The 18505-nt window shown below is 41.3% G+C and carries 20 protein-coding genes and 1 riboswitch; of the genes, 1 reads left to right on the top strand and 19 read right to left on the bottom strand.

Annotated elements, in window-relative coordinates; translation table 11 throughout:
- Positions 1-68: 68 nt before the first annotated feature.
- Genes sufB through sufC form a run of 5 tightly spaced genes read right to left on the bottom strand, consistent with a single transcriptional unit; the run spans position 69 to position 5253 of the window.
- Positions 69-1463 carry a Fe-S cluster assembly protein SufB gene (gene sufB, locus EL241_RS11540; protein ID WP_036108167.1) on the bottom strand — a complete coding sequence of 465 codons (1395 nt, stop codon included), beginning with the start codon at positions 1461-1463 and terminating at the stop codon, positions 69-71.
- Entirely contained in the window at positions 1463-1918 is a 456-nt protein-coding gene (sufU, locus tag EL241_RS11545) for a Fe-S cluster assembly sulfur transfer protein SufU (RefSeq protein ID WP_036108164.1), read from the bottom strand. The genes sufB and sufU overlap by 1 nt, the downstream gene beginning before the upstream one ends.
- Positions 1915-3141, bottom strand: a complete 1227-nt coding sequence (locus EL241_RS11550; RefSeq protein ID WP_003759146.1) for a cysteine desulfurase — start codon at positions 3139-3141, stop codon at positions 1915-1917. The genes sufU and EL241_RS11550 overlap by 4 nt, the downstream gene beginning before the upstream one ends.
- Complete coding sequence (gene sufD, locus EL241_RS11555) at positions 3142-4443, bottom strand: Fe-S cluster assembly protein SufD (protein ID WP_036108161.1); 1302 nt, start codon at positions 4441-4443, stop codon at positions 3142-3144. It abuts the gene before it with no gap.
- Positions 4444-4461: 18 nt separating this feature from the next.
- Positions 4462-5253, bottom strand: coding sequence for a Fe-S cluster assembly ATPase SufC (sufC, locus tag EL241_RS11560; protein WP_003759142.1), 792 nt, complete (start codon positions 5251-5253; stop codon positions 4462-4464).
- Positions 5254-5581: 328 nt separating this feature from the next.
- On the opposite strand from sufC, the gene EL241_RS11565 reads away from it, so the two are divergent.
- Positions 5582-6628 carry an Lmo2079 family surface lipoprotein gene (locus tag EL241_RS11565; protein ID WP_036108159.1) on the top strand — a complete coding sequence of 349 codons (1047 nt, stop codon included), beginning with the start codon at positions 5582-5584 and terminating at the stop codon, positions 6626-6628.
- A gap of 41 nt (positions 6629-6669) precedes the next feature.
- Here the strand turns inward: EL241_RS11565 and dltD are convergent, their stop codons facing one another.
- The 14 genes from dltD to EL241_RS11635 all read right to left on the bottom strand — a co-directional run bounded on the left by dltD (position 6670) and on the right by EL241_RS11635 (position 18381).
- Positions 6670-7956 (bottom strand): D-alanyl-lipoteichoic acid biosynthesis protein DltD, encoded by a 1287-nt coding sequence (dltD, locus tag EL241_RS11570; protein WP_126320607.1) that lies wholly within the window; start codon positions 7954-7956, stop codon positions 6670-6672.
- Entirely contained in the window at positions 7956-8192 is a 237-nt protein-coding gene (gene dltC, locus EL241_RS11575) for a D-alanine--poly(phosphoribitol) ligase subunit DltC (protein WP_003759135.1), read from the bottom strand. Before dltC ends, dltD begins: the two co-directional genes overlap by 1 nt.
- An 18-nt stretch (positions 8193-8210) precedes the next feature.
- A complete protein-coding gene (gene dltB, locus EL241_RS11580) occupies positions 8211-9395 on the bottom strand; it encodes a D-alanyl-lipoteichoic acid biosynthesis protein DltB (RefSeq protein WP_036108154.1) in 1185 nt (394 codons plus the stop codon).
- Positions 9392-10933 (bottom strand): D-alanine--poly(phosphoribitol) ligase subunit DltA, encoded by a 1542-nt coding sequence (gene dltA, locus EL241_RS11585; RefSeq protein WP_036108151.1) that lies wholly within the window; start codon positions 10931-10933, stop codon positions 9392-9394. Before dltA ends, dltB begins: the two co-directional genes overlap by 4 nt.
- 18 nt (positions 10934-10951) lie before the next feature.
- The gene (locus EL241_RS11590) at positions 10952-11095 is read right to left on the bottom strand and encodes a teichoic acid D-Ala incorporation-associated protein DltX (protein ID WP_260450464.1); all 144 of its coding nucleotides are present in this window, start codon (positions 11093-11095) and stop codon (positions 10952-10954) included.
- Positions 11096-11505: 410 nt separating this feature from the next.
- Positions 11506-12336 (bottom strand): MetQ/NlpA family ABC transporter substrate-binding protein, encoded by an 831-nt coding sequence (locus EL241_RS11595; protein ID WP_040486942.1) that lies wholly within the window; start codon positions 12334-12336, stop codon positions 11506-11508.
- Positions 12337-12352: 16 nt separating this feature from the next.
- A complete protein-coding gene (locus tag EL241_RS11600) occupies positions 12353-13021 on the bottom strand; it encodes a methionine ABC transporter permease (RefSeq protein ID WP_003759121.1) in 669 nt (222 codons plus the stop codon).
- Entirely contained in the window at positions 13018-14043 is a 1026-nt protein-coding gene (locus EL241_RS11605) for a methionine ABC transporter ATP-binding protein (protein WP_003759118.1), read from the bottom strand. Before EL241_RS11605 ends, EL241_RS11600 begins: the two co-directional genes overlap by 4 nt.
- Before the next feature lie 89 nt (positions 14044-14132).
- Positions 14133-14237: riboswitch (SAM riboswitch) on the bottom strand.
- Between the two features lie 59 nt (positions 14238-14296).
- On the bottom strand, positions 14297-15475 hold the full coding sequence (locus EL241_RS11610) for a sensor histidine kinase (RefSeq protein ID WP_232020877.1): 1179 nt from the start codon (positions 15473-15475) through the stop codon (positions 14297-14299).
- Positions 15459-16154, bottom strand: a complete 696-nt coding sequence (locus EL241_RS11615; protein ID WP_126320608.1) for a response regulator transcription factor — start codon at positions 16152-16154, stop codon at positions 15459-15461. The genes EL241_RS11610 and EL241_RS11615 overlap by 17 nt, the downstream gene beginning before the upstream one ends.
- Before the next feature lie 90 nt (positions 16155-16244).
- Positions 16245-17114, bottom strand: coding sequence for a cation diffusion facilitator family transporter (locus EL241_RS11620; protein ID WP_036108143.1), 870 nt, complete (start codon positions 17112-17114; stop codon positions 16245-16247).
- 190 nt (positions 17115-17304) lie between these two features.
- Positions 17305-17610, bottom strand: a complete 306-nt coding sequence (locus EL241_RS11625; protein WP_036108140.1) for a thioredoxin family protein — start codon at positions 17608-17610, stop codon at positions 17305-17307.
- An 18-nt stretch (positions 17611-17628) separates the two neighbouring features.
- Positions 17629-18006 (bottom strand): glycine cleavage system protein GcvH, encoded by a 378-nt coding sequence (gcvH, locus tag EL241_RS11630; RefSeq protein ID WP_003759108.1) that lies wholly within the window; start codon positions 18004-18006, stop codon positions 17629-17631.
- Between the two features lie 21 nt (positions 18007-18027).
- On the bottom strand, positions 18028-18381 hold the full coding sequence (locus tag EL241_RS11635) for an arsenate reductase family protein (RefSeq protein ID WP_003759107.1): 354 nt from the start codon (positions 18379-18381) through the stop codon (positions 18028-18030).
- Positions 18382-18505 lie beyond the last annotated feature (124 nt).

Here is an 18505-nt window from a genome sequence, read left to right on the forward strand (position 1 = left end):
CCATGGCTTTTCTCCGCACAAAAAAAGCCAGAAACACCAAAAGGTATTCCTAGCTCACATAACTCTATTTACCCAATCGAACCTTCCATCTCAAACTTAATCAACCGGTTCATCTCCACCGCATATTCCATCGGTAATTCCTTCGTAAACGGTTCAATGAATCCCATTACGATCATTTCCGTTGCTTCCTGCTCCGTAAGTCCGCGGCTCATCAGGTAAAAGAGCTGCTCTTCGGAAACTTTCGATACTTTTGCTTCGTGTTCCAGTGAGATATTGTTGTTTAGGATCTCATTGTACGGAATCGTATCGGATGTAGAGGCTTGGTCCATGATCAGGGTGTCGCACTCGATGTTGGAGCGGGCGCCGTCTGCGTTTCGTCCGAAGTGGACGATTCCGCGGTAGGTTACGTTGCCGCCTTGTTTCGAGATCGACTTGGAGACGATGGTGGAAGATGTGTTTGGTGCGTAGTGCATCATCTTCGCGCCGGCGTCTTGGCGTTGGCCTTTTCCGGCGATCGCGATCGACAATGTTGTGCCACGTGCGCCTTCTCCGCGCAAGTGTACGGCTGGGTATTTCATTGTCAGTTTGGAACCGATGTTGCCGTCGATCCATTCCATTGTGGCATTTTCTTCGCAGAAAGTACGCTTGGTTACTAAGTTGTAGACGTTATTGGCCCAGTTTTGAATGGTCGTATAACGGCAATAAGCGTTAGGTTTTACGATAATTTCTACGACTGCAGAATGCAGGGAATTCGTGGTGTAAACTGGTGCTGTACAGCCTTCTACGTAATTGACACTAGCGCCTTCATCCACAACGATAAGTGTCCGTTCAAATTGTCCCATGTTCTCGGAATTGATGCGGAAATACGCTTGTAATGGCGTATCTACTTTGACTCCTTTTGGTACATAGATAAAGGAACCTCCGGACCAAACTGCCGAGTTTAATGCTGCGAATTTATTGTCACTTGGCGGGATGACTTTAGAAAAATATTCTTTGAAAATATCTTCGTTTTCTTTTAGGGCTGAATCTGTGTCTTTAAAGACGATTCCAAGTTCTTCCAAGTCTTTTTTCATGTTGTGATAGACAACTTCGGATTCATATTGTGCCGAAGCGCCTGCCAAGTATTTTTGTTCTGCTTCGGGAATACCGAGTTTATCAAAAGTACGTTTGATTTCTTCCGGCACTTCATCCCAAGATTTCACGGTGTGATCTGATGGTTTCACATAGTAGGTGATGTCTTCAAACTTCAGTTCTGATAGATCTCCGCCCCATTGTGGCATCGGCATTTTATAAAACTGTTCTAGTGATTTCAAACGGAAGTCGAGCATCCATTCTGGTTCTTCTTTGATTTTCGAGATCTCCCGGACTACATCTGCTGTAAGTCCACGCTCTGTACGAAAAACCGATGTATCTTTATCGTGAAAGCCGTATTGATATTCATCTATTTCTGGAATTTCAGTCATTATAATCCTCCTTTATCTTTACTTGCTTTTTCTAAAATCGCTCGCTCCATTGCTTTCCATGCCAGCGTGGCACATTTGATCCGGGCGGGGAATTTCGCTACGCCGCTGAGCGCTTCTACTTCGCCCGCTTCGTCGATCTGGCCATGTTCGTGCCCTTGGACCATTTCGGAAAATTCCTTTGCCATTTGTAGTGCTTCCTGTTCGGATTTTCCCTTGACAGCTTGTGTCATCATCGAAGCCGAGGCCATCGATATCGAACATCCGTCGCCGGTGAATGCTGCGGCCGTGATCTTGTCATTTTCTATTTTCAAATGAAGATGAATCTGATCCCCACAAGTTGGATTATTTAGATCAACGGTCACATTACCGTCTGGCAATGTTCCTTTATTCCGCGGGTTTTTATTATGATCCATAATAACACTACGATATAATTGATCTAATTTGCGAGTCGTCATACGTCAAAATACTCCTTTGTAAGTTGCAGCGCTTTGATAAAAGCATCTACCTCTTCTTTTGTATTGTAAATATAGAAACTTGCCCGTGCTGTAGATGATACTTCCAGCCATTTCATCAGCGGCTGTGCGCAGTGATGTCCGGCTCTAACAGCAATGCCTTCTTCGTCTAAGATCGTCGCCAGATCGTGCGGGTGGACGCCTTCGAGATTAAAGGTGATCACGCCGGTCCGTTTGCTTACATCTTGTGGTCCATAAACCGTGATGCCATCGATTTGGGCTAATTTTTCGAGCGCATATCTGCTGAGCATTTGTTCATGTTCATGGATTCGATCCAAGCCGATTTTTTCCAAATAGGTAATGGCTTCGGCTAACGCGATCGCTCCGGCAATAATCGGTGTGCCCGCTTCAAATTTCCACGGGAGCTCTTTCCATGTCGAATCATATAATTCCACAAAGTCGATCATTTCTCCGCCGAATTCTGTTGGTTCCATTTCTTCCAGCAATTCTCGCTTGCCATATAACACGCCGATCCCCGTGGGTGCCATCATTTTATGTCCGGAGAAGGCATAAAAATCGGCGTCGAGTTTCTGTACGTCTACTTTCATATGCGGAACAGCTTGTGCTCCGTCAACTAGAACAACGGCCTGATATTCGTGTGCCAAGTCAATGATCTCCTGAATTGGCGTAATGCCGCCGATCACGTTGGAAACATGTGTCAATGCCACTAATTTCGTGTGTTCTGAAATAGCTTGTTTTGCATTTTCCAAGGTGATCGTGCCGTCGCTTTCTAAATCCAAATATTTTAAAACAGCGCCAGTACGTTTGGCCAATTGCTGCCATGGGATCAGATTGCTGTGATGTTCCAAATAGGAGATCACGATCTCATCGCCAGGGCCTAGATTAGCTGCGCCGTAACTATCTGCGACTAGATTGATTGCTGCGCTGGTTCCTCTTGTAAAAATGATCTCACCCGTTTCGGCTGCTCCAATAAATGCCGCTACTTTTTCGCGTGCATTCTCATAAGCAGTCGTCGCGCGGTTAGCAAGTGTATGGACACCGCGGTGAACATTTGCATTATCGTACTCGTAGTAGTGCATCAGACTATCCAATACAGCTTTAGGTTTTTGCGATGTGGCTGCATTATCCAAGTAAACTAATGGCTTATCGTTGACTTTTTGATGCAAGATCGGAAAATCCGCGCGAATTTTTTGGATGTCTGTCATTTACAGCACTTTCCCTTCGATAACATTTCTTAGCATGAGTTTTACATTTTCGATCGGCAGCTGACGTACAACTGGATCTAGGAAGCCATGAATGATCAGGCGTTCTGCTTCTTTTCGAGAGATCCCGCGACTCATCAAGTAGAACATTTGGACTGGATCCACTCGTCCGACAGAAGCGGCGTGGCCTGCGACTACATCATTTTCATCGATCAATAAAATCGGGTTCGCATCGCCGCGTGCTTTCGAGCTAAGCATCAAAACACGCGATTCTTGTTGGGCGTCGGATTTGGAAGCGCCATGTTTGATGTGACCGATCCCGTTGAATACGGTCGTCGCGCTATCTTTCATAACACCGTGCGAAAGGATCGTACCAATGGATGCTTTTCCATAATGCGTCACGCGAGTCGTCACGTTTTGTGTTTGTTTCCCGCGGCCAACGGTCACCGTTTTGACATCACTGGACGAACCAGCGCCGATCAAGTTCGTATTGTTCTCATTGATCGTATCCCCGTCATTCATCAAGCCCAACGCCCACTCTAAGCGGCTGTCAGCGCCCACATGCCCGCGGCGGTTGATATACGTCGTTACTTCACTGGATAAATTGTCCACTGCGCCAAATGTGATGCGCGCATTTTGATTCGCGATCACTTCTTCGACGATGTTGACGATCCCAGCCGTTTTTTCATCTAACGTAATATAATTTTCCACATAGGTCACCGAACTGTTGTCGTCCGCAATGATCAAGTTGTGGTTGATAAGTGGTGATTCGATATTTTTTTGGACAAAAACAGCTTGGATTGGTGCTTTTACTTCTACATTTTTAGGAACATAGAGAAAAACGCCGCCATTGATCAATGCTGCATGAAAAGCAGTCAACTTATGCTCGTCTTTTTGCACAGCTTGTGTCATTAAATAGCTTTTGACCAGCTCTGGATGATTTTGAATAGCGGAATGCAGATCTTCAAAAATCACGCCTTGCTCTTTTAATTCTGCTTGCAATTGCAAACGTGCCGGATGCTGATCCACTTGCACATAATAATTAGCTTCTTTATTTTCCAGGTCCAAGACGCCGGTTACTTTGGAATCAAGTTCTTCGCCCGTAAGCCCTGGTTTGAACGCATGGAAAGTATCAAATTTGGTAAAATTCCAGCGGTTTATTTTTGTTTTATCCACATATGGCAAATCTAATTCTGCCACTTTTTGCCAAGCAGCTGTTCGAAAATCAAGCAGCCATTTTGGTTCATTTCCATTTTCGGAAAACGTGCGGATAAAATCATCTTTTATAATTAAATTTTCTGCCATGATCTTAGCCCCACTTTCCTATTGTTCTTCTACTGTTTCTTCATCTTCTTCGTCAAATTCAATGCCTAATTCTTGTTTGATCCAATCGTACCCTTCATTTTCCAAGCGTTTAGCCAGCTCCGGTCCGCCGTTTTTCACGACTTTTCCTTGCATCATAACGTGGACAAAATCCGGTTCGATGTAGTTAAGCAAACGTTGGTAATGCGTAATGATCAAGCAGCCGAAACCTTCGCCGCGCATTGCGTTGATGCCGCGTGATACGACTTTCAATGCATCGATATCAAGACCAGAGTCGATCTCATCCAAGATCGCGATCGTTGGTTCGATCATCAATAATTGTAAGATCTCATTACGTTTCTTTTCCCCACCAGAGAAACCTTCATTTACATAGCGTTCTGCCATTTCTTCTGACATATCTAGCAGTTCCATTTTTTCATCCATTTTACGGATATACTGCATCAACGGCATTTCTTGACCTTCTTCGCGGCGGCTGTTGATCGCGGAACGCATAAATTCTGCATTCGTGATCCCGGTGATTTCGCTTGGATACTGCATTGCTAAGAATAAACCAGCACGTGCGCGTTCATCAACATCCATTTCTAAAACGTCTTCTCCATCTAGTGTGATAGAGCCTTGTGTAACTTCATATTTTGGATGCCCCATGATCGCTGAGGATAATGTGGATTTCCCCGTTCCGTTTGGTCCCATGATCGCATGAATTTCATTTGTCGATACTTCTAAATTAACACCTTTTAAAATCTCTTTTCCTTCTATTTCAACATGTAGATCTTCTACTTTAAGTATTGCCATTTAATATAGTCCTCCTTTATTGTCGTTTCTTAAATCTAGTTTAGTATAATTCTAATCTAATTACAACTATAAGAAATAGTCTTACAGCCGTTTTCTCCTCTATTTTACTACTAAGCAAGCACTTTTACCACACCTCTATCATTATCATTATTTCTTCTGTATTTGAGAATCAGGCAAATCCCTATTACTATTCCCTATGCAAAAGGTCTACTTTTTCTTGAAGTGTATTGTCAGACTGCCATTAATATGGTATTGTGTTTAGTGTTATAATATTGCAATACTGTTTTATTTTTGTAATATATTTTATTTTTAAAAAAGGAGTTTTATTATGAAAAAAGCAATAGGCATTCTTGCTGTTCTTACATTGCTTTTAAGTCTTTTAACATCCTGCAGCTCGTCTAAATCTGTTTTCTTGGCAAATTTAAGACATTTCGCAAAAGAACCCGATTTTTCCGCGAAGATGACATTCCATATCAAGGAACTATCAGGAAAGTATGAAACGAAGCATGCCTCGCTGTTACGCAACTCTGAATTTATTTATGATACTTCATTAAATAGAAAAGCAAATCAAAGCTACAATACCTATCAATGGAATGTAACAAAACCAACCTCACACACATTAACTTTCCATACACTGCAAGATTTCGAAACTGGTCGCATCTATTTCCCAGCTAAAGACCTGTTTTCCAACCAATCTGAATATGATTTCTTTTTCAGCAAGCAACTCCAAACCATCGCCGATGATGTCTTACCGATGAACCAAGCGCTTAAAGGTAAATATTTCGACCTTTATGAAGCTATGCAAAATATCACTGGCCAAACGATCGACAGTCAAATGGTGACGAAGCAAGCAAAAGAAATCGCCAATATTGAAGATAAGGTCATGTTCAATCTCTATAACTACATGAATAAAATCAATAAAAAGCGTTTCACCACAGATGATAATGTCCTAAAGTTACGCTTAAATAAGCACGATATCCGTTCACTGGTCCGTGAAAATGCAAAATCATTTTACAAAGATGAAGATCTGCTGAATCTAGTTATGGAAAACGAGGATATGAGTAAACAAGACGCGAAGCAATTTTTAGAAAAGCAAATGGCTGAGACGAACAGCAAGCTAACAAGCTTCGTCAATAACCATGCGAATAAATGGAACATTGACATTGCCCTTACTGGCGATAGCAATAAGAAACTGAAAAAGATGTTTATTACGAATGATCTGCAGACTGCCAATGACCGGCTAGTCTTTACGACCAATATCGAGTTCAAGAAATATAAACCCGTTCCAAGCATTCCTGGACGTTCCACTATTATCAATAAAGAAAGCTTAGATAAAGCAATTTCTGACGTGATCACAAGTTATATGAGCCGTTAAAAAAAGCGTGTTCTTTCATAAATAGAAAGAACACGCTTTTTTTATTTTGTTTTTCCTTCTATTGTATGCGGCAGGTTATGATTCCCATATTCTTTTTGTACTTCTGATATGGAAAGACCCTTCGGATAATGATTGGGCTTTGGTGCTGCTAAAAATGCTTGCAGTCGCTTATCGACAATGACCCAGCTGCGCCAGTTGACGTGAGAGGCATCTTCCATATAATAAGGTTTATCTTGCTTACTTTGCAGGGAAAGATAGCGGAAGCCGTTTTCTTTGACGATACGTTCACTATTGCGATAGTAACTTTCGATCATTGGCTTATCCATTCCACTGTAATCGATCCATTCCCCGTTCAATGGCTGGTTGATTACGAGTACATCAGCACCTTGCTTTTTAAAGGTATCTAAAAGCAGCTGAAGATCGACATATTCCGGCGAACGATCATAACGCAGTTTTTGCGCTTGCTTGACCAATTTCTTCATATTAGGTTTGAGCTTGCTGCGGTATACTTTGCGTTTGATATGGAAAGGCACATCAGCCGTTTGTTTTTCTGCTGTTTGAAGTGCCAGCTTGTCTAACGTTTTAAAATCGAGTGTCTCTGGCAATTTTGCGATGCCCTTGTCGATCTGTTCTTGTTTGGATTTTCGGATATGTTTGGCGGTCAGCTCGTCTTTACGCATCAAGAGCTTGTATTTCAACTCGCCCAATTTACGGAAAAATTTCGCATTTGCCGTTTTTTTATTAGGTGGCAATAGCTTATTCTTCAGCAGATGACTCAAAATAACATCATCTTTTACAACTTGGAACTCCAAAAGCCGTTTGGCTGCGTATTTGATCTCCGGCGTCGGTTTTTCCGTTTGCAAAGCAAAATAATAAGCCTGCAACGGCGAGAAGTTGGCTCCGAACCCGCCGTTTCCTACACCATCTTGTTTAAACCATTGCGGTGATAAAATGAACACAATTTTTTTGCCTTTCAAACTATCGCCAAGCATATTAGCATCTAGAAAATGCTGCAAGGATTGTGTGCCCGGTCTTCCCATTAAATAAGTTTTATATGTAGGCTCGTACTTTCCTAGAAAGACACTGGGATGAAAAGCAGACAGACGCGATAACTCGGAGGAACCAAAAAGCGGCAGATAGTTTTCTTCCATTGCCCTTTTCTGCAAGATATTTCCCTGCAGAGATGTCTGATTCATCGAAGTCGCACTGTCGCGCACTGCTTGTTCGCTCACACCACCAAAGATAGCACTTGGCCCAAATAAAATAAAGCTGAATAGTAATAAAGCAACCAGTATTGGGCCAAATGTCATCCATAGTTTCTTTTTCATTATTCGAATTCCTTCAAGCGTTCAATTATCATTGCCGGAGTAGCCCACGTTTCCCGATCAAATTCTGAAACTGGCACCGTGATGTCCAGAGTTGATTCCACTTCCATCAACAATTGGACTGTGCCCATTGAATCTAATAATCCTTCGTCGAATAAGTTCAAATTCAAATCGTCTTTTACTTCTTCTGTTTCTGTTACTTCTGCTAATAAGTCCAATACTTTTTCGTTAAATTCCATTTTTAGTACCACCTTTATTTAATATGTGATTTTCGCGAATATTCCTGAGAAGATTAAAAAGCCAAAGCAGACAACGTGGAATGTGATTATCAAACTGATGATATAAGTCACGTTGTTTTTAGGATAAAATCGATACTTCTTATTGATTCGTTCAAAGATATCCATCCCGACAATCATCGTTGCATGATAGAGTCCGTAAACGATGTAATACCAATGCAAACCATGCCAGACACCCATGACGAAGAAATTGACGAAATAGGAAATATACATGACGGTGAACTTGCTCTTGAACCATTTCTTCTTCGTCAGCCACATGACAAGGCGCATAAAGATAAAATCGCGGAACCAGAAAGAAAGCGTCATGTGCCAGCGGTTCCAGAAGTCTTTGATATTTCTCGATGCGAACGGCTTATTAAAGTTCATCGGTGTTTGGATCCCCAGCAGATAACTTACACCTACTGCAAAAGCACTGTAGCCGGCAAAGTCGAAGAATAGATACATGCTATAGCTGTACATATAGCCGACCATCGACCAGCCGAAATCAATGTGATTGAATAAGCGAAACTGCAGATGATGGATCAAATAGGTATCGATCAGATACGATAGAATGAATTTGTAAAGGAATCCCAAGAAGATCAAGAAGATCCCTTTATTCAGCAGCTCCAGATATGCTTCTTTTTCCAACGGCTTTTTGACGTCTTTTTGAAAACGCCGGAAGCGGTCGATCGGTCCTGAAGAGATCGTTGGGAAGAACAGCAGGAACTGTACAAAGTCAACCGCGTTATATTCTTTGATCAGATTATCACGGATCTCTATGACCATCGCAACTGCCTTGAAAGTAACGTAGGAGATCCCTAGGAAACCGATCATCGTCGTGTGTGCTGCCAGAAGCGGCTGCACTTTTACAACTGCCAATGGCAAAATCGATAAGATCACAAACAGAACGAAGATCCCGCCATGATTTTTATTCCATACTTTCCGATAGTGGAAGTACATTCTCACGATCGCTAGCTGCCAGAAGATAAAGCAGATGAAGGTGACAGCTTGAACTGTATTATGCGCGTACAAGAAATAAAGAAAGACGAGCGTAATAAAAGAATTGTAAATTGGGAGTCGCTTACCGCATAATCCCGCGATCACAACTGGTAATAAAAAGAGGATCAATACGCCGAAATAAAACAGCGTCCCATATGGAGTTGTCATCTTTGCACCTCTTCTGCAAGAAGTTTCCGATCGATCTTACCATTCATCGTAAGCGGCAATTCTGTTTTATACAGCCACTTTCCAGGGATCATATAGCTAGGCATCACTTCTTTTAATTCATTTTTGATTGCTTTAGTCAATTGGTAGTCTTTTTCAAAATCATGTTCATTCGGAACGATCACGGCTACTAATTTCTCCACTTTACCAGCGCGGTATCGCGGTAGCACAACAGCATTTTTGACATAATCGACTACTTTCAAGTTTTGCTCGATGTCTTCTAGTTCGATGCGATAACCATGTAACTTGACTTGGAAATCCATTCGGCTATGATAGAAGAGCTGCCCAGCTTCTTTGTAGCCGCAGTCTCCGGTGTGATAGGCACGATAGCCACCATGCTTGGAAAAAACTTTTGCTGTTTTCTCTGCTTCGTGCAGATAGCCTTTTGATACAGAAGGACCAATCAGCACGATTTCACCTTTTTCGCCTGCCGCTGCCTCGGAACCATCTTCCCGCATGATCTTCAATGTCAAATCAGCTTTCGGTTCTCCCAAGGGAATAGCCTCATACTGCTCAAGGATTTCAGGCGTTACCTCGATGTGGGTAACCGCCACTGTTGCTTCCGTTGGCCCATAAGTATTGAATACACGCGCTTTCGGAAATCTTTTCAGCAACTCAGCAGCCGTTTCTTTTGTCAGTACTTCTCCGCAAAATAAGAACTCCGTCAATTCTGGATTGTTTTCTCCATTAAAGTTAGGATCCAGCAGGCACACGTCTGCAAAGGAAGGCGTGGATACCCAAGTCTGTAATTTCTTATTTTGAATCGCTGTCGCCAGGTTTTTCAGATCATTACTTTCTGCCTTGTCGAGCGGCACTAGTGTACCACCAGCGATCAATGTCGGATAAAGATCCATGACTGACAAATCAAAGGAAAATGGTGCTTGATTAAGAACGCGTCGACCAGGTGCAAAAGAAAAAGTCTTTAGCATCCAATTCGTAAAGCTTACCAGGTTATTGTGGCTGATCTGTACTCCCTTCGGCATTCCCGTGCTGCCAGAAGTATAGATGATATAATGATTTTCATCCTCTGCCACGCCTCGCTCCTCTGAGAGCGCTTTGCCGTCGTTTTTTATAACCGCCCGGTCAAGGTCGTCCGGTGTAACGAGCGGTACTTGTCGGCTTTCTTCGAGCGGGAATGACTCCGTAGCGATGATGTATGCAGGCTGAGCAGCTTCAATAATCTGCTCCAGCCGTTCTTTCGGCATACTGCTGTCGACCGGTATATAGGCACGGCCAGTCTTTACAACAGCGATAAAAGCTACCAGCATACTGCTATTCATGTGTCCATATACTAAAGCAGGCTGCGAGGTGCCTGCTATATAATTTTCTGCCAGATAATAAGCAAGCGCATCAGACTTTGTTTTTAACGACTGATACGTCAGCGTCTCATCGCGATATTCATAACACGAGACATTCGGCGCTTTTTCCGCCCATTCATTTAGTTTCATAAGTAAATAACTCGTCTCTGTTTGTGTTCTCATATGTAATGTCCCTTCTTTCTAAAATTCGTTGTAGATGAATTGTGCGCCATTAGGGTTTTTGAAGCCATAGAACCAAAATAAGCCAAAAAAGATAAGCAAATAAAACAATGTGCGCAGGAAGAAAATAACAATTGGTTTTGTGAGCAATAATTTTAGTTTCATGATAAAATCCTCCTTTTCTAATGTTTCCGTTAGATTACAAAAATTAATATTAAATGTCATATATTAATTTAACTCATTTGTTTTGTTTTGTCCAATTTTATTTTTACTATGAAAACCTTTGCAAAACCTTAATTCTTAAGAACAGCTTTACTTTTTCGGTTTGTAATATATAGTAATATTGCTATCCTAGAGCCATTTTGTAAGATATGTTAAAGTTTTTTGAGAAAAATTCTTGAAAATCTTTAAAAAACTTTAAAATTCCCACAAAAAAAAGGATTTTAAAACCGCATTAAAAGTAGCTTTTTACGGCTTTTTTCTACACCAAAAAACGCAAATTTACACTTCTTCTTTTCAAATACAAAAAAGCAGCGCCCCTTATTAAACAAGGAACGCTGCTTTTTTTGCTTTTGTTATTTATTTACTGGCAATACTGCGCCTTTCCATTTATCCGTGATAAAGTCTTGGATTTCTTTCGAATGCAATACTTTGACTAGTTCTTTTACATCCTTATTGTTTTTGTTCTTCTCTGTTGTCACGATGATATTAGCATATGGAGATTTTTTGCTTTCCAATGCGATTGCGTCCTTTTCAGGATTCAAGCCTTGCGCAACGACAAAGTTGGAGTTGATTGCTACAGCATCGCCTTCATTATTTTTGTAAGCCGTCATCAAGTAGCCTGGATCGAAGCTGGTTTTGAATTTCAAGTTTTTTGGATTGTCGGAAATATCTTTGAAAGTCGCGTCTTGTAGTTTTACCCCTTTTTTCACTTTGATCAAACCTTCGTCTACAAAAATACCGATAATACGTGGCCAGTCTGATTTAGAGTTGGATACTAAAATTTGAGCGCCATCTTTTAAGTCTTTCAGTGATTTTACTTTTTTCGAGTAGATGCCAAGTGGTTCTAAGTGAATAGCGCCGACATCAGCGAATTTATAGCCTTTTTGCTTTTCTTCTAATTCCAAATATGGTTTATGTTGGAAATAGTTAGCTGTCAAATCGCCTTCGTCTAGTGCTTTATTCGGTAACACATAGTCATTGTATTTCACGATTTTCAAGTTGATGCCTTTCTTTTTCAAGATCGGTTTTGCTTTTTCAAGAATAACTGCATGTGGTGAACTAGATGCACCTACGATCAATTCTTTGTTCTTGGAATCGCCTGAAGAACTTTTGCTTCCGGACCCGCAAGCCCCTAATACTAAAATAACTGCTAAAACTGCAAATAATGCTGTAAACTTTTTCATTTTTCCCTCTCCTTTTTTATCGTTTATCAAACGATTTGGTTAATAAATCTCCAATAATTTGGAAGATAAATACAATAATTAAAATAATCACGGTTGCAACGATCGTTATCTGAAAGTTCGCTTGTTGATAGCCATCGATATAGGCGGCGTTTCCAAGGCCACCTGCTCCAACCGCGCCTGCCATTGCTGTATAACTCACGAGTGAGATCGCTGTGACGGTGATCCCGGAAATTATCGCCGGCATGGCTTCTGGTAACAGCACTTTCCAAATGATAGTGAAAATATTCCCACCCATAGCTCTAGCGGCTTCGATAACGCCCTTGTCTACTTCGCGAAAGGCGATTTCTACCAAACGACCGTAAAAAGGTGCTGCGCCAATGATCAAAGCTGGAAGTGCGGCTTTTGGTCCAATGATCGTTCCGACTAGAAGTTTTGTCTCTGGGATCAATAAAATGATCAGGATGATAAATGGGATCGATCTGAAAATATTAACAATAACAGCTGTGATCCAATGGATGATCTTCTTCCAAATGCTGTCTTCGTTAGCTGTCAAAAACAGCAGCAATCCTAGAATGATTCCGATTATAAAAACCAGCACTAGGGAAATCACTGTCATATAAAGTGTTTCTTGGGTGGCAGTTCCAATCAACTGCCAATCCACATCTGGGAATAAATGGTTCATCATTTGCTGATCACTTCCGTTTCTACCTGCAATTGGTGAAATTGTTCAATACTCTTGGCGATACGCTCCGGCTCTCCTGTCAAATGAACATATAAGGTACCGTATGCACCGTTTTGCGTCTGTGTCAACGAACCATGCAGGACATTCAATGACACTTGCTGCGCCCTAACTACTTCTGAAATGATCGGTTGAGTCGCATTTTTATTTACAAACAGCAACTTCACGATCTCACCTTGCTCACCGTAATTTTCTAAGAGCAGTTGGATCAGTTCTTCTGTCTCATCGGAATCGGTCACTTGACGCACGAAACGTTTGGTCACTTGCTGCTGCGGATGCTGGAAAACATCGAGCACATTGCCGAGTTCTACTACTTTTCCTTCTTCCATGACAGCGACCCGATTACAGATTTTGCGGATAACATGCATTTCATGGGTGATGACAATAATAGTCAGATTGAGTTTTTTATTGATATCAAGCAGCAGATCCAGTACTTCATCCGTTGTTTGCGGATCGAGCGCACTAGTCGCCTCATCGCAAAGCAGTACATTTGGGTCATTGGCAAGCGCTCTGGCAATCCCGACACGCTGTTTTTGACCGCCACTTAATTCGGATGGATAGGAACGCTCTTTTCCTTCCAGCCCAACCAACCGGATCAGCTCATTGACACGCTGTTTTCTTTCTGCACCACGGATGCCAGCGATCTCCAGTGGAAAAGCGATGTTCTCAAAAACTGTTCGCGACCACAGCAGATTGAAATGCTGAAAAATCATACCGATCTTTTGTCTGGCTTTGCGAAGTTTGCCGCCACGAATCTCGCTGATGATATTCTCGCCGATCTGAACCGTTCCTTCTGTTGGAAGCTCCAAACCATTGAACATTCGGATCAATGAACTTTTCCCAGCACCGGAATAACCAACTACTCCAAAGATCTCACCGTCCTCGATTTGAAGGTCGACATGATCAACAGCACGGATTTTTTGCGATCTCGTTTTATAATCTTTCACTACTTGTTTGAGTGTAATCATTTTTTATTCACCTTTTTTTCTGTCAGAATATGAAAAAAGCCTTTCTGCAAGTGAGCAGAAAGGCGACGATTTAGAGGTCGATTACTTTCTTCTCATCTTCCAAAACAAATGTTTTGCATGAATTAGCACCTTAAGCAAATTGCTTAGGTTGCCGGGCTTCGTAGGGCATTTCCCTCCACCGCTCTTGATAAGAATATGATTTTATTAGTTATAATTGCTGTTCGTTTATATTACACCGAACTGCTTAATTTTGTCAACTATTGATTGAATACGAACAATTTTTCCGACTTTGATGCTCAGCAAGCGGTAATTTGACAATAAATGTCGTTTTGCGATTTTTGCTCTCTGCGGTCACGATCCCGCCGTGCTTCTCTACGATCGACTTCGCGATCGCAAGCCCAAGCCCCGTTCCAGTGGTCGTCCGATTTTTGTCGACTTTATAAAAACGATCGAATAAATATGGCAAATCGATAGCTGGGATTTCCTCTCCATAATTAGAAACCTCGACCACAGCCATTTCTTCTTCTTTTCGAGCTACGATCTCCAACTCATTTTCGCCATAGCGGAGCGCATTGGAAAATAAATTTTCAAATAGCCGCATGATCTGATTCCCATCACCTGTTACGATCAATTTATCAAGTTGATAGCTCTCATTGATCTTGATTTTTCGTTCAGCTGCTTGTGCTTCGAACTCTAAAACAAGCTGGCTCAGTAGTTCGTTCATATCAAGCATATCATGTTTCAGCGGATATTCCGTACTTTCCAAACGGGTATAGGAAAACAAGTCGTCAATCAACTTATGAAGATGCTTCGCCTTGCCATACACTAATTCGGTGTAATAGCGCAGTTCGATCTCATCACGATAGCGGTCTTCGTGAATAAAGCTTAGGTAACCCAAGATCGAAGTCAGCGGCGTCCGTAGATCATGTGATACGTTGGTAATCAAATCATTTTTCGCCTTTTGAGCTTGTGATTCTTGTTCCATAAGCACACGCTGCCGTTTACGCATATTCTCAATATTTTCTTCCAGCTCTTGGATATCCTTTACATAACTGGCGGTATCCACAGGACGGTCTTCCCGCAATGCAAAATTGATCGTCCGCAGCTGTTTCTTAAATATTTGATGCCGGCAAAAGCGGTAGAATAAATAGAAAATCAAAGTCGCGAGCAGTAGAACAACGATATATTTCGTGATCCCAAACCCGATAGACTCCCGCAGTTGGGTATATTTCGTCTTGCCAAATAGGCGGACAAAAGAATCTGATAATCCCTTGAGTACAATAGAATCATCGCGGATCGCTACTAACCAGAGATACATCGTCCGCAGCAAAAACAATGCGAACATCCATGATAAAACCGCAAAGAATGCTACCTGCCAAATATTCATCATTCGGCTGACATGTAGAAAGATTTTTTTAAAGTTCAATTTTATAGCCCACTCCCCAGATGGTCTTGATAACATTTTCTCCCGCCATAGCAACGCGAAGTTTATCTCGTAAATTACTGATGTGGACCATCACCGTTTTACTTGCTCCAAGCGCTTTCTCCTGCCAGATCTTTTCAAAAATATATTCTGAGCTAAAAACACGTCCCGGTTCACTGGCCAGCAAATATAAAATATCAAATTCGGAAGTCGTCAAATGTAGCTCTTTTTCATTCACCGTCACAATGTGCTGATCTTTATCGATCACGATCGGGCCAATGATCGTTTTAGCTGTATCGACACTACTATTGGCTCGGATATTCTGGATCCTTCTCAGAATCACTTTTACGCGTACAGATAGCTCAAGCGGATTGAAAGGCTTGACCATATAATCATCAGCTCCTGTTAAGAGCCCCATGATCTTGTCATTATCTTCTGCTTTCGCACTCAACATCAAGATCGGCGTCAAAATATTTTCATTGCGCATTTTTTTACAGACCTCTAGTCCGTCCATCTCCGGCATCATTACATCCAGAATCACTAAGGACGGCATTTTATCTTGAACGATCTCCCAGGCTTCTTTTCCATTATAGGCTTGATAGATCTGATAGCCCTCGTTTTGGAGGTATAGCTTTACCAAATCTACAATCTCTTTGTCGTCATCTGCAATCAATATGGAAGTCATGATTCATTTTCCTTTCCGGCATAGTCTTGTTTCTATTGTATCATTTTCAATATAAAAAAAGAAATCCGTCTCAAGATAGATTTCTTTTCATTATTATTTATTTTTCCGTTCTTCCTCTGGTTCGATGTGGATCAATACCTGCGCTTTCGAATAAAAATCATTGACTGCTGTCTCGATCTCGTCACACAAATGGTGTGCCTCTTCGATTGACATGCTTGCCGGAAAAACGAGGTGAAAATCAATATATTCTTCTGCCCCTGCTCTTCTGGAGCGAAAATCATGGAACTCGATGTAGTTATCACTATATGACTCAATGATCCGCTTGATCTCTTTCTCCTCATCGGGAGATAAGCGCTCGTCCATCAGTGGGGGGAACGATTCTTTTAACAATTGCCATGCTTCATACATAATATAGATCGCTGTGATGATTGCGATAACTGGATCTAGCCACAACCAGCCAGTAAGATAGACTAAAAACAAACTGAAGGCGATCCCGACAGATGTAAATACATCTGTATATAAATGTAAGGCATTTGACTTCATTGCTACCGAGTTCTGCTTGATGGCCGCACGTTTGATGATCATGGAGATCACTAAGTTTATCGTGGCTCCCAGCAACATCACACCGATACCTAGCCCTGGTAATCGTATTTCATGCGGTGTAATAAATTTATTGACAGATTCATAAATAATCCAAATACCCGCTACAAAAATCAACAATGTTTCGATTGTTCCAGCAATATTTTCTGCTTTTCCATGCCCATAGGGGTGATCTTCATCAGCCGGACGATTAGATATCCGAATCGAGAAGAAGGTAATGACAGAAGCAAACAGATCCATAAATGAGTGTATGCCTTCTGAGATAACTGCTACCGAACCTGTAAGAACGCCAACAATCAATTTTAATACGACAATGAAAAAGTTACTGAATACTGATAGAATAGTTAAATTTAAATGATTCATTCTGCTTCCTCCAATTTCCACCGATTCGGTAAACCTGAATTATCATATCATACAGGATGGTAGTGGGTCTACAGCAATCTTTTTAACGGTCTCCACTTCTATAAAGTGAACGAAACTATTTTGCCTTAGCGCAACTTATACTTTGAAAAACAGCTTGCTTCCCAAGTACTTCTCAGGGAGCAAGCCATCACTATTTTTGAAAAAAATCATAAATCGATGAAATATTGCCTAAGTCATAACTGATGCGCTTAGCTTTGCCATTTTCAAAGAAAACGAGTGCAGGAACCGAGGTGATCTGCAATCTTTCCGCAACCTCAGGCACAAAGTTCAAATCCATTTTCGCTAAAGGCTGCTCCCAGTCATCGGATTGCTCAATAATCTCGATCAGCTGACTTGCAAACTGACAAGCGCCACACATCGGCGAGAAAAAATAAACATAAAAATTTTTATCCAAAGATTCTGCTTGTTCTAAATCGGGACGAGCCCATATATCCATAGCTATTTCATTCTTTCTTTAATCTAAAGTTTCTTCGTAAGCATCGCTGTTTAGCAATTCATCTAGCTGCGACTCTTCTAGTTCTTCTATTTTCAAGATCCAGCCTTCGTTGTATGGATCGCTATTGATCATTTCTGGTGCATCTTCCAACGCTTCGTTTACTTCCACGATTTTCCCACTTACAGGTGCGTAAAAATCAGAAACCGTTTTAACAGACTCGATACTACCGATGGAGTCCCCTTGCTCAATTGTTGCACCAACTTCAGGAAGTTCAACGAAAACGATATCTCCCAACTGATCTTGCGCGAAATCTGTGATACCTACACGAACGCCCTCTGTTTCTTGTTTTACCCATTCATGTTCTTCTGTATATAGATAATCTTTTGGCAAACTCATTTGTATTTCCTCCCCTAATTATTATTTCCAAGTGCTTTCATAACTATCTTCACTAAATCCTAATGTAATATTTTCACCGTCTGTTGTCAGTGGACGCTTAATTAATTTCCCGTCAGAAGCAAGTAGCGTATATGCTTCTTGCAAAGACATGTGATCGATTTTATCTTTCAGACCAAGCTCACGATATTTGATACCACTTGTATTGAAAAAACGACGAATCGGAAGTCCGCTTTTTTCATGTAATGCTTGGAGTTTTGCTGCACTAGGAGTATCTTCGGTGATGTCAATTTCGTTTACTTCTACTTCATTATCATTTAACCATTTTTTTGCTTTTTTGCATGTTGTGCATTTGGGATACCAGTAAAAATCAATCATCTAATGTCTCCTCCTACTTATTGTTCTATTACTATCATAGATGATTTTTTTTAAAAGTACAATCCAAAATTGCTCGGATAAGAAGATTTTGATTTTTAGATAAAAAACAGCTCAAGATAGCTAG

The organism is Listeria grayi, from assembly GCF_900638015.1.
GTDB lineage: Bacteria > Bacillota > Bacilli > Lactobacillales > Listeriaceae > Listeria > Listeria grayi.

Bases quoted from the DNA above. Each gene is read 5' to 3' on its own strand.
- EL241_RS11595 (WP_040486942.1), bottom strand. From the start codon at position 12,336: ATGAAAAAGTTTACAGCATTATTTGCAGTTTTAGCAGTTATTTTAGTA.
- gcvH (WP_003759108.1), bottom strand. From the start codon at position 18,006: ATGAGTTTGCCAAAAGATTATCTATATACAGAAGAACATGAATGGGTA.
- dltA (WP_036108151.1), bottom strand. From the start codon at position 10,933: ATGAGAACACAAACAGAGACGAGTTATTTACTTATGAAACTAAATGAA.
- EL241_RS11605 (WP_003759118.1), bottom strand. From the start codon at position 14,043: ATGATTACACTCAAACAAGTAGTGAAAGATTATAAAACGAGATCGCAA.
- dltB (WP_036108154.1), bottom strand. From the start codon at position 9,395: ATGACAACTCCATATGGGACGCTGTTTTATTTCGGCGTATTGATCCTC.
- dltD (WP_126320607.1), bottom strand. From the start codon at position 7,956: ATGAAAAAGAAACTATGGATGACATTTGGCCCAATACTGGTTGCTTTA.
- sufU (WP_036108164.1), bottom strand. From the start codon at position 1,918: ATGACGACTCGCAAATTAGATCAATTATATCGTAGTGTTATTATGGAT.
- EL241_RS11590 (WP_260450464.1), bottom strand. From the start codon at position 11,095: ATGAAACTAAAATTATTGCTCACAAAACCAATTGTTATTTTCTTCCTG.
- EL241_RS11635 (WP_003759107.1), bottom strand. From the start codon at position 18,381: ATGATTGATTTTTACTGGTATCCCAAATGCACAACATGCAAAAAAGCA.
- dltC (WP_003759135.1), bottom strand. From the start codon at position 8,192: ATGGAATTTAACGAAAAAGTATTGGACTTATTAGCAGAAGTAACAGAA.
- EL241_RS11565 (WP_036108159.1), top strand. From the start codon at position 5,582: ATGAAAAAAGCAATAGGCATTCTTGCTGTTCTTACATTGCTTTTAAGT.
- sufD (WP_036108161.1), bottom strand. From the start codon at position 4,443: ATGGCAGAAAATTTAATTATAAAAGATGATTTTATCCGCACGTTTTCC.
- EL241_RS11620 (WP_036108143.1), bottom strand. From the start codon at position 17,114: ATGAATCATTTAAATTTAACTATTCTATCAGTATTCAGTAACTTTTTC.
- sufB (WP_036108167.1), bottom strand. From the start codon at position 1,463: ATGACTGAAATTCCAGAAATAGATGAATATCAATACGGCTTTCACGAT.
- sufC (WP_003759142.1), bottom strand. From the start codon at position 5,253: ATGGCAATACTTAAAGTAGAAGATCTACATGTTGAAATAGAAGGAAAA.
- EL241_RS11550 (WP_003759146.1), bottom strand. From the start codon at position 3,141: ATGACAGACATCCAAAAAATTCGCGCGGATTTTCCGATCTTGCATCAA.
- EL241_RS11625 (WP_036108140.1), bottom strand. From the start codon at position 17,610: ATGGATATATGGGCTCGTCCCGATTTAGAACAAGCAGAATCTTTGGAT.
- EL241_RS11600 (WP_003759121.1), bottom strand. From the start codon at position 13,021: ATGATGAACCATTTATTCCCAGATGTGGATTGGCAGTTGATTGGAACT.